Source organism: Bacillus sp. FJAT-27251 (genome assembly GCF_001273925.1).
Taxonomy (GTDB): Bacteria; Bacillota; Bacilli; order Bacillales; family Cytobacillaceae; genus Mesobacillus_B.
Map to the genome: position 1 here is coordinate 2,343,482 of NZ_LIGG01000001.1, position 13,876 is coordinate 2,357,357.

Below are 13,876 nucleotides of genomic sequence, written 5' to 3' on the forward strand. Positions count from 1 at the left end.
AAGGCCGATACCCTAAGGCAGGGCTTTTTGAATAGCAGCTATTTCGCCAGCGGCTGCAATTTGTGGATATACTTCAAGGCCTGTCCCGTACCTACTGCCACCGATTCCAGAGGATTCTGTGCGAGATGTACAGGGACGACGATTTCCTTGCTGAGCCAGTCCTGCATGCCATTAAGCAGGGATCCGCCGCCTGTGAGGATGACACCCCGGTCGACGATGTCGCCGCTTAGTTCGGCAGGGCAGTCTTCAAGTGTTTTCCTGATAGTCTCCAAAACTTGAAGCATTGATTCCTTCAGGCAGTCGCTAATTTCATAGGAGTTTAGAGTGATGGTGCTTGGCAGCCCGGTTACAAGGTCTCGGCCGCGGACTTCCATCTCAAGCTGCTCATGCTCGATAGGAGCATAACCAATCTCCATTTTGATCCTTTCCGCTGTCCTCTCACCAATCAAAACATTATAAGCTTTCCGTACATACTGAATGATGTGCTCATCAAACCTATCACCGCCAATGCGGATGGAATGGCAGGCAACAACGCCTCCGTAGGATATGATGGCTACTTCCGTTGTGCCTCCGCCGATATCAACGACCACATTGGCTACAGGTTCATCAACAGGAAGGCCTGCTCCAATTGCAGCAGCAACGGGCTCTTCAATGATATGTACCTTGCGGGCTCCGGCATTGCGGACTGCTTCAAGAATGGCACGGCGCTCGGCGCTGGTTGAGCCTGAAGGGGTGCAGACAACCACATTGGGCTTGCGCAAAGAAAAGCCCCCCGTTTTAGCCGCCTTTTTCATCACCTGGGAAAGCATGTCTGTGGTGATATCAAAATCCGCGATGACGCCATCTCTCAGCGGACGGATGGCAATGATTTTTTCGGGTGTCTTCCCGATCATTTCTTTCGCTTCATGGCCGATAGCCACAACTTTCTTGCTATCCGTATCAATGGCCACAACGGATGGTTCGTTAAGAGCAATGCCTTTATTTTTACTATAAACAAGTGTATTAGCCGTTCCTAGGTCGATACCAATTTCAGCTTGTGAGATCATTATTTTTCACCCATTTTCCTTATTATTAAGTTATCACTATATAATCTTCTATAAAAATTAACACGAATCAGGGGGTGGGGTGTCGATTGTTATCGAATCGTTAACCAATTGTAAAAACAGTGGTAAATAAAGCAAAATTACGGATGAGTTTGGAAAAAAATAAGGAAGAAAGGAATGGGCAATTAGCATTGCGGGTATAATATTTTGATGTTCAACTGCTTTCAGGGTTACAATAGATGATATAAACATAAAGGCAGTGTGAAGAATTTGGATAAAAAACAAAAGCTGCTGGTCCTGATTGGCCCGACGGCCGTCGGCAAAACGAAAACGAGCATCGAGCTCGCGGCCAGGTTCAATGGCGAGATTATCAGCGGCGACTCCATGCAGATTTATAAAGGGATGGACATCGGAACCGCCAAAATTACAAAAAGTGAGATGCAGGGAATACCCCACCATCTTATAGATATCAAAAATCCCGATGATTCTTTTTCAGCAGCAGAATTTCAGCAGCTGGTCCGCGAAAAAATCACCGAAATTACCAGCCGCGGCAAACTGCCGATGATCGTTGGGGGAACAGGATTGTATATCCAGTCGGTGATTTACGATTACCAATTTTCCGACGTGCCATCCGATCCGGATTTCCGTTTGGAGCTTGAAAGAACGGCTGACGAAAAAGGTGCAGAGGCGGTGCATGCACAGCTTTGGGAGGTGGATCCGGACAGCGCGGAACGAATCCATCCGAATAATGTCCGCCGCGTCATCCGTGCACTTGAAATCCACCATTGCACCGGGAAGTCGATGACAGAGTATCAGGAACAGCAGGATGCGGAACTTTTATACGATACATGCCTGGTAGGGCTTACGATGGACCGCGAACGGCTTTATGAACGAATCAACATGCGGGTGGACCTGATGATGGAGGAAGGGCTGCTGGATGAGGTAAAATCGTTGTATGCCAAGGGGTTAAGGGACTGCCAAAGCATCCAGGCAATCGGTTATAAAGAGTTGTATGATTATCTGGATGGCAAGGTGAGCCTTAAGGATGCTATTGAAAATTTAAAGCAGAATTCCCGTCGCTATGCCAAAAGGCAGCTGACGTGGTTTCGAAACAAAATGAATGTGGAATGGTTTACCATGCCGATAGACGGAGCAGAGGCAGAAAAAAAAATTGCCGAAATTTCCAGCTATGTTGAAGGAAAGCTCCAAATAAAGGCGAATACATAAGGATAGAGATAAAAAGGAGGATCTGCAATGAAACAAATTAACATTCAGGACCAGTATCTAAACCAGCTGCGAAAGGATAACACAAATGTCACGGTCTTTTTATTGAATGGCTTCCAGCTCCGCGGCCAAATCAAAGGCTTTGACAATTTTACGGTTTTATTTGAAACCGAGGGAAAGCAGCAGCTTGTTTATAAACATGCGATTTCTACGTTCGCGCCGCAAAAAAATGTCCAGATTGACCTTGATCCGCAACAATAATCAATCGACATATTTCCATAAGAAGCCTGCCGGCAATGGCGGGCTTTTTTTAATGTCTTCCTTTTGCAGCTTTTTTAAAATCGTTTTAATGAATCGTAAGCGATAGGAATACATATAGATATACGGTTATTTCCCGAAACCGGAAAAAGATGACAGCCTGCATGGAGAGGCCGCATTCCTTTGTCTTTGCGGCTAATGGAAGAAAGGCTTTTATCGCAAAGGCATCACGAGTACATTGTGTTTTAGAATAGAGGTGAAAAGCTTTGGACCAGCCGATGCGAATGAATAATAACGGCCAAATCAGCATTGTTCTCAATGCCCAGAAACGGAAAGCAGCACCGAAGGAAGCTCCCGAACCAAAGATGGCGGCCAAACCTAGCCCAGCCCAGCATGCGGCTTTAAAAGAAATCGAAGATGAGCTCGGCACACTGGTTGGAATGGAAGAAATGAAAAAAATGATAAAAGAAATATATGCCTGGATCTATGTGAACAAAAAAAGGGAGGAAATGGGCCTGAAGGCCGGCCGGCAAGCCCTTCATATGATGTTCAAGGGAAACCCGGGCACAGGAAAAACGACAGTTGCCAGGCTGATCGGCAAGCTTTTTCAAAAAATGAATGTGCTGTCTAAAGGGCATTTGATTGAGGCGGAAAGGGCGGACCTGGTTGGTGAATACATCGGGCATACAGCGCAAAAAACACGGGACCTCGTAAAGAAGGCGCTGGGAGGAATCCTGTTCATTGACGAAGCCTATTCTCTTGGACGAGGCGGAGAAAAGGACTTCGGGAAAGAGGCGATCGATACGCTCGTCAAGCATATGGAAGACAAACAGCATGAATTCATCCTCATCCTTGCCGGCTACTCACGGGAAATGGATTATTTTCTAACCCTTAACCCGGGACTGCATTCGCGATTTCCGCTAGTCATCGACTTTCCAGACTATAATATTGACCAGCTAATGGAAATAGGCAAAAAAATGCTGATTGAAAGGGAATATACCCTAAGCCATGAAGCGGAAAGAAGGCTTCGCGAACATTTGGCGTGGGTAAAATCAAGCTTCGGGCCTACCGGTTTTTCGAACGGGCGCTATATCAGGAACATCATTGAAAAGTCCATTCGCACACAAGCCATGCGGCTGCTGCTTACCAACCAGTACGACCGACATGAATTGATGACCTTAAGAAGCAATGACCTTATATTAAATGAAGCTTAAAGAAAGGTTCCGCCCTGTGCGGAATCTTTTTTGCAGATAACTGCCCAGCTTCGCGCTATAACCAAAAATACTGAAATTTTAGCTTGGTGATATTTTTTGGTATGATGGGTACAGAATACATAAGAAGAAAGGGGGAATTATTTTGGAACCTAAAACAGCTTCTGAAAAGGCAATCCTGGTAGGGTGCCAGACAACCCTGGAGGACGACTTGCGTTTCCAATATAGCATGGAAGAGCTTGCTTCCCTGACAGAGACAGCTCAGGGCACTGTTCTTATTTCCGTCGTCCAAAAAAGGGACCGCATCCATCCGTCCACATACATAGGAAAAGGAAAAGTAGAGGAACTGAAAACGCTTGTAGAGGAGTTTGAGGCCGACCTAATTATTTTTAATGACGAGCTGTCGCCGAGTCAGATCCGGAATCTTTCACGCGAGCTTGAAGTCCGCATCATTGACCGGACCCAGCTGATTCTTGATATCTTTGCCAGAAGGGCGCGTTCCAAGGAAGGGAAACTTCAGGTAGAGCTCGCCCAGCTCCAGTATTTGCTTCCAAGGCTTATGGGCCAGGGAACGGCTCTTTCAAGGCTCGGAGCCGGTATTGGGACGAGAGGGCCGGGGGAAACAAAGCTGGAATCCGACCGCCGGCATATCCGGCGCCGCATTGATGATATCAAAGGCCAGCTGGAGATTATTGTCCAGCATCGTGACCGGTACCGTGAGCGCCGCAAAAAAAACAAGGCCTTCCAGATTGCGCTGGTAGGTTATACGAATGCCGGAAAATCAACGCTTTTCAATCGGCTGACCGAGGCAGATTCCTTTGAAGAAAATCAGCTGTTTGCCACATTGGATCCAATGACAAGGAAAGTGATTCTTCCAAGCGGCTTTTCGGTGCTGCTGACGGATACGGTAGGGTTTATCCAGGACCTCCCAACCACTTTGATTGCCGCATTCCGCTCAACCCTGGAAGAAGTGAAGGAAGCGGATTTGCTTTTGCATGTGGTCGACATGTCCAACCAGGATTATTTTTCCCATGAGAAAACCGTCAACAAATTGCTGGAAGAGCTTGAAGTCAATCAGATTCCCCAGATTACGGTCTATAACAAGCGGGATATTGCGCACCCCGATTTTGTCCCGGTGGCCAAATCCGAGACAGCTTTTATCAGCGCTTATGAGGAAGAAGACCGCTCAAGCCTAAAACAAAAGATTGAACAAACCATCATTGAAGGAATGGAGCCTTTCCATGTCCTGATTCCTTCTGGAGAAGGCAAGCTGCTGTCCCAGCTGAAAAATGAGACGATTTTGCGGGAGCTTTCTTTTTCTGAGGAACAGGAAGGGTATGTCTGCCGGGGATACGCCCTGAAAGACCACCAAATAACAGGACAGCTAACGAAATATACAGTGAGATAAGGAGCGCACCATGTTTAAGCATTTAGCATCAGGTGAAACCCTGCAGCCCATTGTGCAGCAGGTTGAAGAAAAAATCGCCGGGATACACCGGAAAATAGATGAACGGATTGATGAGAATCAGTTCCGGGTTTTAAAGAGTTTCCAGGAGCACAAAGTCAGCGATTCGCATTTCATGCCCTCAACCGGTTATGGTTATGATGATATCGGCCGGGATACATTGGAAAAAATCTATGCCGATGTGTTTGGCGGAGAAGCGGGACTCGTAAGATCCCAAATCATTTCCGGAACTCATGCGATATCAATCGCCCTGTTCGGCGTTCTTCGCCCCGGGGACGAGCTTTTATATATTACGGGCAAACCATACGACACACTTGAGGAAATCGTCGGCATCCGCGGGACGGGCAACGGATCGTTGAAGGAATTTGGCATTTCCTATAACTCCGTGTCCCTTACCGAAAGCGGCGGAATCGATTGGGCCGCTGTCCGGGAGAAAATCACGGATAAAACAAGAATGATTGGCATCCAGCGTTCCAAAGGCTATGCGACACGACCGTCTTTCACGGTTGCCGAGATTGGCGAAATGGTTCGGATTGTAAAAGGAATCAAATCTGATGTGGTTGTATTTGTTGATAACTGCTATGGCGAATTTGTGGAAGACAGGGAACCATGCCATGTGGAAGCAGATTTAATGGCCGGGTCGCTGATCAAGAATCCTGGCGGAGGGCTCGCAAAGACCGGGGGATACCTCGTGGGCAGGCGGGACCTTGTCGAGGCGTGTTCGTACAGGATGACTTCACCCGGCATCGGTGCCGAGGCAGGTGCGTCATTATATACTCTTCAGGAAATGTACCAGGGATTCTTCATGGCGCCACATATTGTCGGCCAGGCATTGAAAGGGGCGGTTTTTACAGCTGCGCTGCTTGAACAGTTTGGGATGGATTCGTCGCCAAAATGGGATGCGGAGCGTACGGATCTCATTCAGTCGGTTGTGTTCAACGACCGTGAAAAGATGGTGGCCTTCTGCCAGGCCATTCAGTTTGCCTCCCCGATCAACTCTCATGTGACACCATATCCAGCCTATATGCCCGGGTATGAAGATGATGTCATCATGGCAGCCGGCACCTTTATCCAGGGAGCCAGCATCGAGCTGACAGCCGATGGCCCAACCCGGCCGCCTTATGCTGCCTATATTCAGGGCGGGCTGACCTATTCCCATGTAAAGGCCGCGATATGCACGGCGTTGGACAATTTAATTCAAAAAGGTTTAATCCTTATAAAATAAGTGAATATACTACAGGACAATTTCAAGAAGCTTGTCCTGTTTTTTTGTTATTTTTCGTGTAAGATAATCTAACATCGAATTGACATGTTAGCTAACATTACATATAATAAAATTATCAACAAGGAAGGGAGGAGAAATCAAATGGGCGGAAGTGAGATTCGCCGAAATATGCCGCTGTTTTCCATCGGGGTTGTCATGAAGCTGACGGACCTGTCGGCGAGGCAGATCCGATATTATGAAGAGCACGGCTTGATTTCTCCAGCAAGGACTGAAGGCAATAAACGTCTCTTTTCCTTAAACGATATTGACAAGCTTCTGGAAATTAAAGATCTCATTGATCAGGGCGTCAATCTCGCAGGAATTAAGCAGATTTACAGCGTCAAACAGCAGCAGGCCGCCATGAAGGCGAATGAAGGCAAACAAGCGAAAAAAGCCCTCAGCGAGCCATCAGATGCTGAATTACGGAGGCTCCTCCGCAAAGAGATCCTTCGCGCCGGCCGTTTCCACCGAAATGGCGGGCATGGGGACAATTCGAGATTCCATTAATTATCCATAGGGAGATGAAAGCATGGCAAAGTTTACAAAAGAAGACATATTCCGTTTAGCGAAGGAAGATAATGTTAAGTTCATTCGTTTACAATTCACCGATATTCTCGGTACGATTAAAAACGTGGAGATCCCGGTAAGCCAGCTTGAAAAGGCATTGGACAACAAAATGATGTTCGACGGATCTTCCATTGAAGGTTTCGTACGGATTGAAGAATCCGATATGTACCTGATTCCTGATTTGGATACCTGGGTAGTGTTCCCTTGGACCGCTGAAAAAGGGAAGGTTGCCCGCTTGATCTGTGATATCCGGAACGCTGACGGAACGCCTTTCGAAGGTGACCCGCGCAGCAACCTGAAGCGAATTTTAAAAGAAATGGAGGAGCTCGGCTTCACCAATTTCAACCTTGGGCCAGAGCCCGAATTCTTCCTGTTCAAGCTTGATGTGAACGGTGAGCCTACTCTTGAATTAAATGACAATGGCGGATATTTCGACCTTGCGCCAACAGACCTTGGTGAAAACTGCCGCCGCGATATCGTGCTTGAGCTGGAAGAAATGGGCTTTGAAATTGAAGCATCCCACCATGAAGTGGCTCCAGGACAGCATGAAATCGACTTTAAATATGCAGATGCGCTTACAGCCTGCGACAATATCCAAACCTTTAAGCTTGTTGTAAAAACCATTGCCCGCAAGCATGGCCTGCATGCGACATTCATGCCAAAACCGCTGTTCGGCGTGAGTGGTTCGGGAATGCACTGCAACATGTCATTATTCCGTAACGGCGAGAATGCTTTCTACGATACATCGGATGAAAAGCTTCAGCTAAGTGAAACGGCTTACCAGTTCATTGCTGGGACCCTTAAGCACGCAGCAGGCTTTACAGCCGTAGCCAATCCGACCGTGAACTCCTACAAGCGTCTTGTACCTGGTTACGAAGCGCCTTGCTACATTGCCTGGTCAGCAAGAAATCGTTCACCGCTGATCCGCATTCCTTCTTCCCGCGGCTTGAGCACGCGTGTGGAGGTGCGAAGCGTAGACCCGGCAGCAAACCCATATTTGGCGATGGCCGTATTGCTGAAGGCTGGATTGGACGGAATCAAAAACCAGCTGACTCCTCCGGCTCCGGTTGACCGCAATATCTATGTCATGGACAAAGAGGAACGTACTGAGGAAGGTATTACCGACCTGCCGCCAACATTGGCAGCCGCTCTTGAAGAGCTGAAAAAAGACGAAGTCATTTGCGATGCGCTCGGCGGGCACATCCTGGAGCATTTCATCGAAGCAAAGGAAATCGAGTGGGATATGTTCCGTACCCAAGTACATCCATGGGAGCGAGAGCAGTACTTGCAGATGTATTAATGGAAGTGAACCCTTGATACCATTGGTATCAGGGGTTTTTCTTTTTTGGGGAAGAATGAACTGTAGGGGAATCGGCTGGACAAAAGAAAATCAAGCACAGGAAGCTGCTTGACAAAAGTGAAGCAATCTTCTAAAACCAGGGGGTCCGGCATGGGGCATTTTATTTTGATTTCTTCAGGAGGTTTTATCATTCCGCAGAAACTCCAGTCCTCTTAATATCGCATCTCCTCCAAAACCTGCAATGATGGAAACAAACACAACCCTGAGTGTGGACCCGGCACCGGAAGAGACGACCAGCAACAGGGCCGCGATGGACCCGGTCAGCACTTCTTCCAGAAAACCGAGATAAATGAATTTCTTCGTCCTGCGCGGCATGACGATCTTTCCTTTTTTTCGTACATGGGCCGCCATTCCGACAAAACCTCCAATGATTACGGCGAAAAGAATGTCAGTCAACATTTTATCACTCTCCTAAAGTCGTAATAGGGATGGAGCGACCTTAGGTTAATCATGTTGTACTATAATTATATTGCAAATAGAATAATAGTGAAATGTGCTATTATACCGAATTTTCAATAAATTTAAAATAGTTCGAAAATACTATATTATACCCTTATTGGGTATTAATCTTCCAATTGTAAGGTGGCTGAAATGTAGTTGTTTCATTTTGTAACATTACTGGAAATGGAAAGGCAAACGGCCGAGAAGTCCGTTTGCCTTGGTAATGCGACATTGCTGGCGGCTGCAATCCGGCAGACTCGCGATTATTTAATGCATGTGGCGATATACGCCAATGACTTTTCCAAGAATCGATACATGGCGAAGAATGATTGGGTCCAGGGTTGGATTTTCCGGCTGGAGACGGATAAAATCCTGCTCCTTGAAAAATCGTTTCACAGTTGCTTCATCCTCTTCCGTCATCGCTACAACAATGTCGCCATTATTGGCTGTCTGCTGCTGTTTGACGATCACATAATCGCCGTCAAGGATGCCTGCATCAATCATGCTGTCTCCCATTACTTCTAGCATGAATACCTGCTCGTCGGAAGGAACAAGCCTGTCCGGAAGCGGGAAGTATTCTTCAACGTTTTCAATGGCGGTGATCGGCTGTCCGGCCGTAACCTTACCAACCACGGGGACATTGATGACATTGTATTTCGGAATATGCGCATCAGGCTCGATTTCCAGAATTTCAATTGCACGCGGTTTTGTTGGATCGCGGCGGATTAGCCCTTTGCTTTCGAGCCTGGCCAGATGGCCGTGAACAGTGGAACTGGAAGCCAGGCCAACTGCTTCCCCGATTTCACGTACGGAAGGCGGATAGCCTTTTTTCTTAACTTCTTCCTTGATAAAGCCCAGGATATCTTGCTGCCTTTTCGATAGTTTTGTCATATTCACGCACCTCGTCTGTAATCTCTTAAACTGATTATAACACGTATGTTCGCATGGTACAAACATAAGTTCGAATTTTTATTGACAAGAAACAAATGTTCGCCCTATAATAAAAATAACAAAAAAACGAACATATATTCGCGAGGTGGACAATACGATGAAAAAAGTATGGGAAAGATATTCTTATGTTTTGGTTTTATTTGCCGTAAGTCTAATATTCTCGGCGGTCATGGCCGGACATCTATCCGATGAGGAAGAATACATAACAGTTACAGTAAAAGAAGGCGAATCCTTGTGGGAGCTTGCAGAAGATTTGTCAGACGGCCATAATCTCTCCAAACACGAATTTATATCCTGGGTCGAGAAGGAAAATGGAATCATCGGCGGCAGAATCCTTGCGGGAGAAGAACTTATTGTTCCAATCATAACCGAAAGCTTCGATTCCACTCAGATCGCCCAGGCAGACTGATAATATGTTTATAGTTAGGGTGGAAATATGAAAGCAGTAATCTATTGCCGGGTAAGCACAACGAAAGAAACACAGGAAACCTCTCTGGCGCGCCAGGAGGAAGAACTGACAGCACTTGCAGCCAGCAGGGGGCTTGAAGTCGTAAAGGTCATAAAGGAACAGGCCAGCGGCTACGACCTTGAACGTGAAGGAATCCTTGAGCTTCTTTCAACTATAAAGGATAAGCAAGTTAAAGTCGTACTCATACAGGATGAAACGCGTCTTGGGAGGGGAAATGCAAAGATTGCCCTTTTGCACTGTATCGTCAAAGAGGATGTAAAGCTATACAGCATATCCCATCATGGCGAGCTGCAGCTTTCCGAATCCGATTCCATGGTTCTGCAAATTGTCTCCATGGTGGAAGAGTACCAGCGGAAGATCCACAATATCAAAATTAAACGGGGAATGAACCGGGCGATAGAACATGGATACAAACCGGAGCGGAACTTAAAGAACCAGGGGGAAAACTCCGGGCGGGAGCGGAAGGAAGCCCCCTTGGCGGAAATAGTCAGACTCCGGGGCAACGGGCTGACCTTTGCTGAAATAGCAGCGACCCTAAGGGGATTTGGGTATCAGGTCTCCAAGGCAACCGTTCACCGGAGATTTCAGGAATATGCTAATAAGCAGCAGGAATAAGAGCGCATCTCTTGTAAAAGGGGCTATTTTTTAGTAGGATATTTTCTATCGTATTAAATTAAAAAGGAGCTTCTTATGCTTTCCAAACAAAAACTTGCGAGAATCAATGAACTGGCCAAAAAGGCAAAGACGTCCAAGCTTACGGCAGAGGAAGCAAAGGAACAAACCGCTTTAAGGGCTGAATACCTTAAAACTTTCAGATCCTCCATGCTTAATATGCTAAAAGGTGTCACCATCGTTGACCAGCTTGGAAACGATGTTACACCAGAAAAAATTAAGCAGGAGAGAAATAAAAATAAGCTTCATTGATCCATACGTTTTAAAAGGCTGCAGGCAATTAAATAGCTTGCAGCTTTTTTGTCGTTGCCAGGAAATTATAATTTACGCAAAAAGTGAAAGGCAGCCAGGAGAAATTGCGCTAATAGGGTTATTGACTAAAAAAGTGAGAAGGCAGAGGGGAAAATTGCGCTAATAGGGTTATTGACTAAAAAAGTGAGAAGGCAGAGGGGAAAATTGCGCCAATAGGGCTTATTGACGAAAAAAAGTAAAAGGCAGCGGGGAGAATTTACGCCAATAAGGCTTATTAACGCAAAAAGAGGAAGATAGGCAATAGAAATTACGGTAATGGGCTCTATTAACGCAAAAAGCGGATAGATACCCGGCAAAAATTTCGCCAATAAGGCTTATTAACGTAAACAGTGAGAAGTCAGCCGGCAGGATTTACGCTAATAAGAGGTGTTGACGCAAAGGCGTGGTGTAATTTTCCTGGTTAGTTCCCGTCTGCACAGGGAATAGGATTATTCCTTACATAATACAGCCGCATTGTGCCAAAATAAGAAAAAGCTGTTTTTTTTTGCCGTCTTATGCGGCTATTTGTTGAATTAAAATGCAGGTCACTATAATATAAAAAGGGTAGAACGCTCATACAGAAAGGATGTTTTTGATGTACGACAAAATTGACATGCTATCCATTGACTCGATTCGTACGCTTTCAATCGATGCGATTGAAAAGGCTAATTCCGGTCATCCAGGGATGCCAATGGGTGCCGCTCCTATGGCTTATACTCTTTGGACCCGTTTCATGAATCATAATCCGAAGAATCCTGAATGGTTCAATCGTGACCGCTTCGTATTGTCTGCGGGGCATGGCTCCATGCTGTTATACAGCCTGCTCCATCTTTCCGGCTACGACCTTCCGATGGAGGAGATCAAGCAATTCCGACAGTGGGGAAGCAAGACTCCAGGACATCCTGAGTATGGCCACACTGCAGGTGTAGAAGCTACAACTGGTCCGCTTGGACAAGGTGTAGCAATGGCAGTGGGCATGGCGATGGCAGAGCGTCACCTTGCGGCGGTTTATAACAAGGATAATTATGAGATTGTTAACCACTTTACATACAGCATTTGTGGAGATGGCGACCTGATGGAAGGTGTTTCCGCAGAAGCGGCTTCTCTTGCTGCACACCTGAAACTTGGACGTTTGGTTGTCCTGTATGATTCAAACGATATTTCCTTGGATGGGGAACTGAACAAATCGTTCTCCGAAAGTGTTGCCGACCGTTTTAAAGCGTATGGCTGGCAGTACATCCGTGTTGAGGACGGAAACGACCTCGAGGAAATCGCAAGAGCCCTTGAAGAGGCAAAGACCGATCTTGACCGTCCTACAATGATCGAAGTTAAAACAATCATTGGTTACGGATCTCCAAACCTTTCCGGAAAATCCGATGTCCATGGTGCCCCGCTTGGCGAAGCTGAAATGAAGCTTACAAAGGAAGCTTACAAATGGACATTCGAAGAAGACTTCCATGTGCCGGAAGAAGTTTATGAGCATTTCAATAAGCATATTGTTGAAAGAGGGCAGTCTGTCGAGCAAGAATGGAATGACATGTTTGAACAATACAAGTCAGAGTACCCTGAACTGGCTTCCCAGCTGGAAAGTGCGCTTAAAGGCGAACTTCCTGAAGGATGGGAGCAGACACTTCCTGTTTACGAAGAAGGAAAAAGCCTGGCAAGCCGTGCATCATCCGGCGAAGCATTGAATGCCGTTGCACAATCCATTCCTTTCTTCATTGGCGGATCTGCAGACCTTGCAGGATCGAACAAAACGATGATTAAAGGATCCGGAGATTTCTTCCCAGGTTCATATGAAGGTCGTAACATCTGGTTCGGCGTCCGTGAATTTGCGATGGGTGCAGCAATGAACGGGATGGCGCTTCACGGCGGCTTGAAGGTATTCGGGGGAACATTCTTTGTATTCTCCGACTATCTGCGTCCAGCCATTCGACTTGCAGCATTAATGGGTGTGCCAGTGACGTATGTCTTTACACATGACAGCATTGCCGTTGGAGAAGACGGACCGACTCATGAACCAGTCGAACAGCTTCCAGCTTTGCGTGCGATGCCGAATCTTTCTGTCATCCGTCCGGCTGATGGCAATGAAACATCTGCAGCATGGAGGCTTGCGGTTGAATCCACAAGCACACCAACTGCTCTTGTGTTGACTCGCCAAAACCTGCCGACCATCAAGGATACAGACAAGAACGCCTATGAGGGAGTTTCACGAGGTGCTTATGTGATTTCTCCAGCACAAAAGGATACCGCTGATGGAATCCTGCTTGCTGCCGGATCTGAAGTCGGCCTCGCTGTACAGGCGCAGGAAGCACTTGCAGGAGAAGGAATTCAGGTATCCGTTGTGAGCATGCCTTCCTGGGACCGCTTTGAAAAGCAATCAAAGGAATATAAGGAATCTGTTATTCCGAAGTCGGTCAAGAAACGCCTTGGCATTGAAATGGCTGCTTCGCTTGGCTGGCACAAATATGTCGGCGATGAAGGCGATGTTCTGGCGATTGACCAGTTTGGTGCATCTGCCCCTGGCGAAAAAGTCCTGGAAGAATACGGATTCTCTGTTGAGAATGTCGTTGCCCGCTTCAAAGCATTATTGCAAAACTAATTTTCAAAAACGGGAATGGGCAGCCAGCTGCTTCATTCCCTTTTTCATTAGAAAAAGC

14 protein-coding genes are annotated in these 13,876 nt (G+C 46.7%); 11 read left to right on the forward strand and 3 right to left on the reverse strand.

Going from position 1 to position 13,876, the window contains the following annotated elements; genetic code table 11:
• Nucleotides 1-38: 38 nt before the first annotated feature.
• Entirely contained in the window at nt 39-1,046 is a 1,008-nt protein-coding gene (gene mreBH / locus ADU22_RS11055; protein WP_053362201.1) for a rod-share determining protein MreBH, read from the reverse strand.
• 267 nt (nt 1,047-1,313) lie between these two features.
• Between mreBH and miaA the strand changes: the two genes are divergently transcribed.
• From miaA to glnA, 7 genes are all read left to right on the forward strand, one after another.
• A complete protein-coding gene (gene miaA, locus ADU22_RS11060) occupies nt 1,314-2,270 on the forward strand; it encodes a tRNA (adenosine(37)-N6)-dimethylallyltransferase MiaA (protein WP_053362202.1) in 957 nt (318 codons plus the stop codon).
• 27 nt (nt 2,271-2,297) lie between these two features.
• Entirely contained in the window at nt 2,298-2,528 is a 231-nt protein-coding gene (gene hfq / locus ADU22_RS11065) for an RNA chaperone Hfq (protein ID WP_046522092.1), read from the forward strand.
• Nucleotides 2,529-2,791: 263 nt separating this feature from the next.
• Nucleotides 2,792-3,739 (forward strand): stage V sporulation protein K, encoded by a 948-nt coding sequence (gene spoVK / locus ADU22_RS11070; RefSeq protein WP_053362203.1) that lies wholly within the window; start codon nt 2,792-2,794, stop codon nt 3,737-3,739.
• Between the two features lie 139 nt (nt 3,740-3,878).
• Complete coding sequence (gene hflX, locus ADU22_RS11075; RefSeq protein WP_197280131.1) at nt 3,879-5,144, forward strand: GTPase HflX; 1,266 nt, start codon at nt 3,879-3,881, stop codon at nt 5,142-5,144.
• 10 nt (nt 5,145-5,154) lie between these two features.
• The gene (locus ADU22_RS11080) at nt 5,155-6,426 is read left to right on the forward strand and encodes a methionine gamma-lyase family protein (protein WP_053362205.1); all 1,272 of its coding nucleotides are present in this window, start codon (nt 5,155-5,157) and stop codon (nt 6,424-6,426) included.
• A 141-nt stretch (nt 6,427-6,567) separates the two neighbouring features.
• The gene (locus ADU22_RS11085) at nt 6,568-6,972 is read left to right on the forward strand and encodes a MerR family transcriptional regulator (RefSeq protein ID WP_053362206.1); all 405 of its coding nucleotides are present in this window, start codon (nt 6,568-6,570) and stop codon (nt 6,970-6,972) included.
• 22 nt (nt 6,973-6,994) lie between these two features.
• Nucleotides 6,995-8,332: a type I glutamate--ammonia ligase gene (gene glnA / locus ADU22_RS11090; protein ID WP_053362207.1), complete on the forward strand. Its 1,338-nt coding sequence runs from the start codon at nt 6,995-6,997 to the stop codon at nt 8,330-8,332.
• Nucleotides 8,333-8,506: 174 nt separating this feature from the next.
• Here the strand turns inward: glnA and ADU22_RS11100 are convergent, their stop codons facing one another.
• Entirely contained in the window at nt 8,507-8,791 is a 285-nt protein-coding gene (locus tag ADU22_RS11100; RefSeq protein ID WP_046522086.1) for a DUF4257 domain-containing protein, read from the reverse strand.
• A 309-nt stretch (nt 8,792-9,100) separates the two neighbouring features.
• Entirely contained in the window at nt 9,101-9,724 is a 624-nt protein-coding gene (gene lexA, locus ADU22_RS11105; RefSeq protein ID WP_053362209.1) for a transcriptional repressor LexA, read from the reverse strand.
• Nucleotides 9,725-9,881: 157 nt separating this feature from the next.
• Between lexA and yneA the strand changes: the two genes are divergently transcribed.
• The 4 genes from yneA (at nt 9,882) to tkt (ending at nt 13,818) form a co-directional block, all read left to right on the forward strand.
• Entirely contained in the window at nt 9,882-10,193 is a 312-nt protein-coding gene (gene yneA / locus ADU22_RS11110; RefSeq protein ID WP_053362210.1) for a cell division suppressor protein YneA, read from the forward strand.
• Between the two features lie 27 nt (nt 10,194-10,220).
• Nucleotides 10,221-10,868: a YneB family resolvase-like protein gene (locus tag ADU22_RS11115; protein WP_053362211.1), complete on the forward strand. Its 648-nt coding sequence runs from the start codon at nt 10,221-10,223 to the stop codon at nt 10,866-10,868.
• Nucleotides 10,869-10,943: 75 nt separating this feature from the next.
• Nucleotides 10,944-11,177 carry a DUF896 domain-containing protein gene (locus tag ADU22_RS11120; RefSeq protein WP_053362212.1) on the forward strand — a complete coding sequence of 78 codons (234 nt, stop codon included), beginning with the start codon at nt 10,944-10,946 and terminating at the stop codon, nt 11,175-11,177.
• Nucleotides 11,178-11,811: 634 nt separating this feature from the next.
• Nucleotides 11,812-13,818 carry a transketolase gene (tkt, locus tag ADU22_RS11125; RefSeq protein ID WP_053362213.1) on the forward strand — a complete coding sequence of 669 codons (2,007 nt, stop codon included), beginning with the start codon at nt 11,812-11,814 and terminating at the stop codon, nt 13,816-13,818.
• Nucleotides 13,819-13,876: the final 58 nt, after the last annotated feature.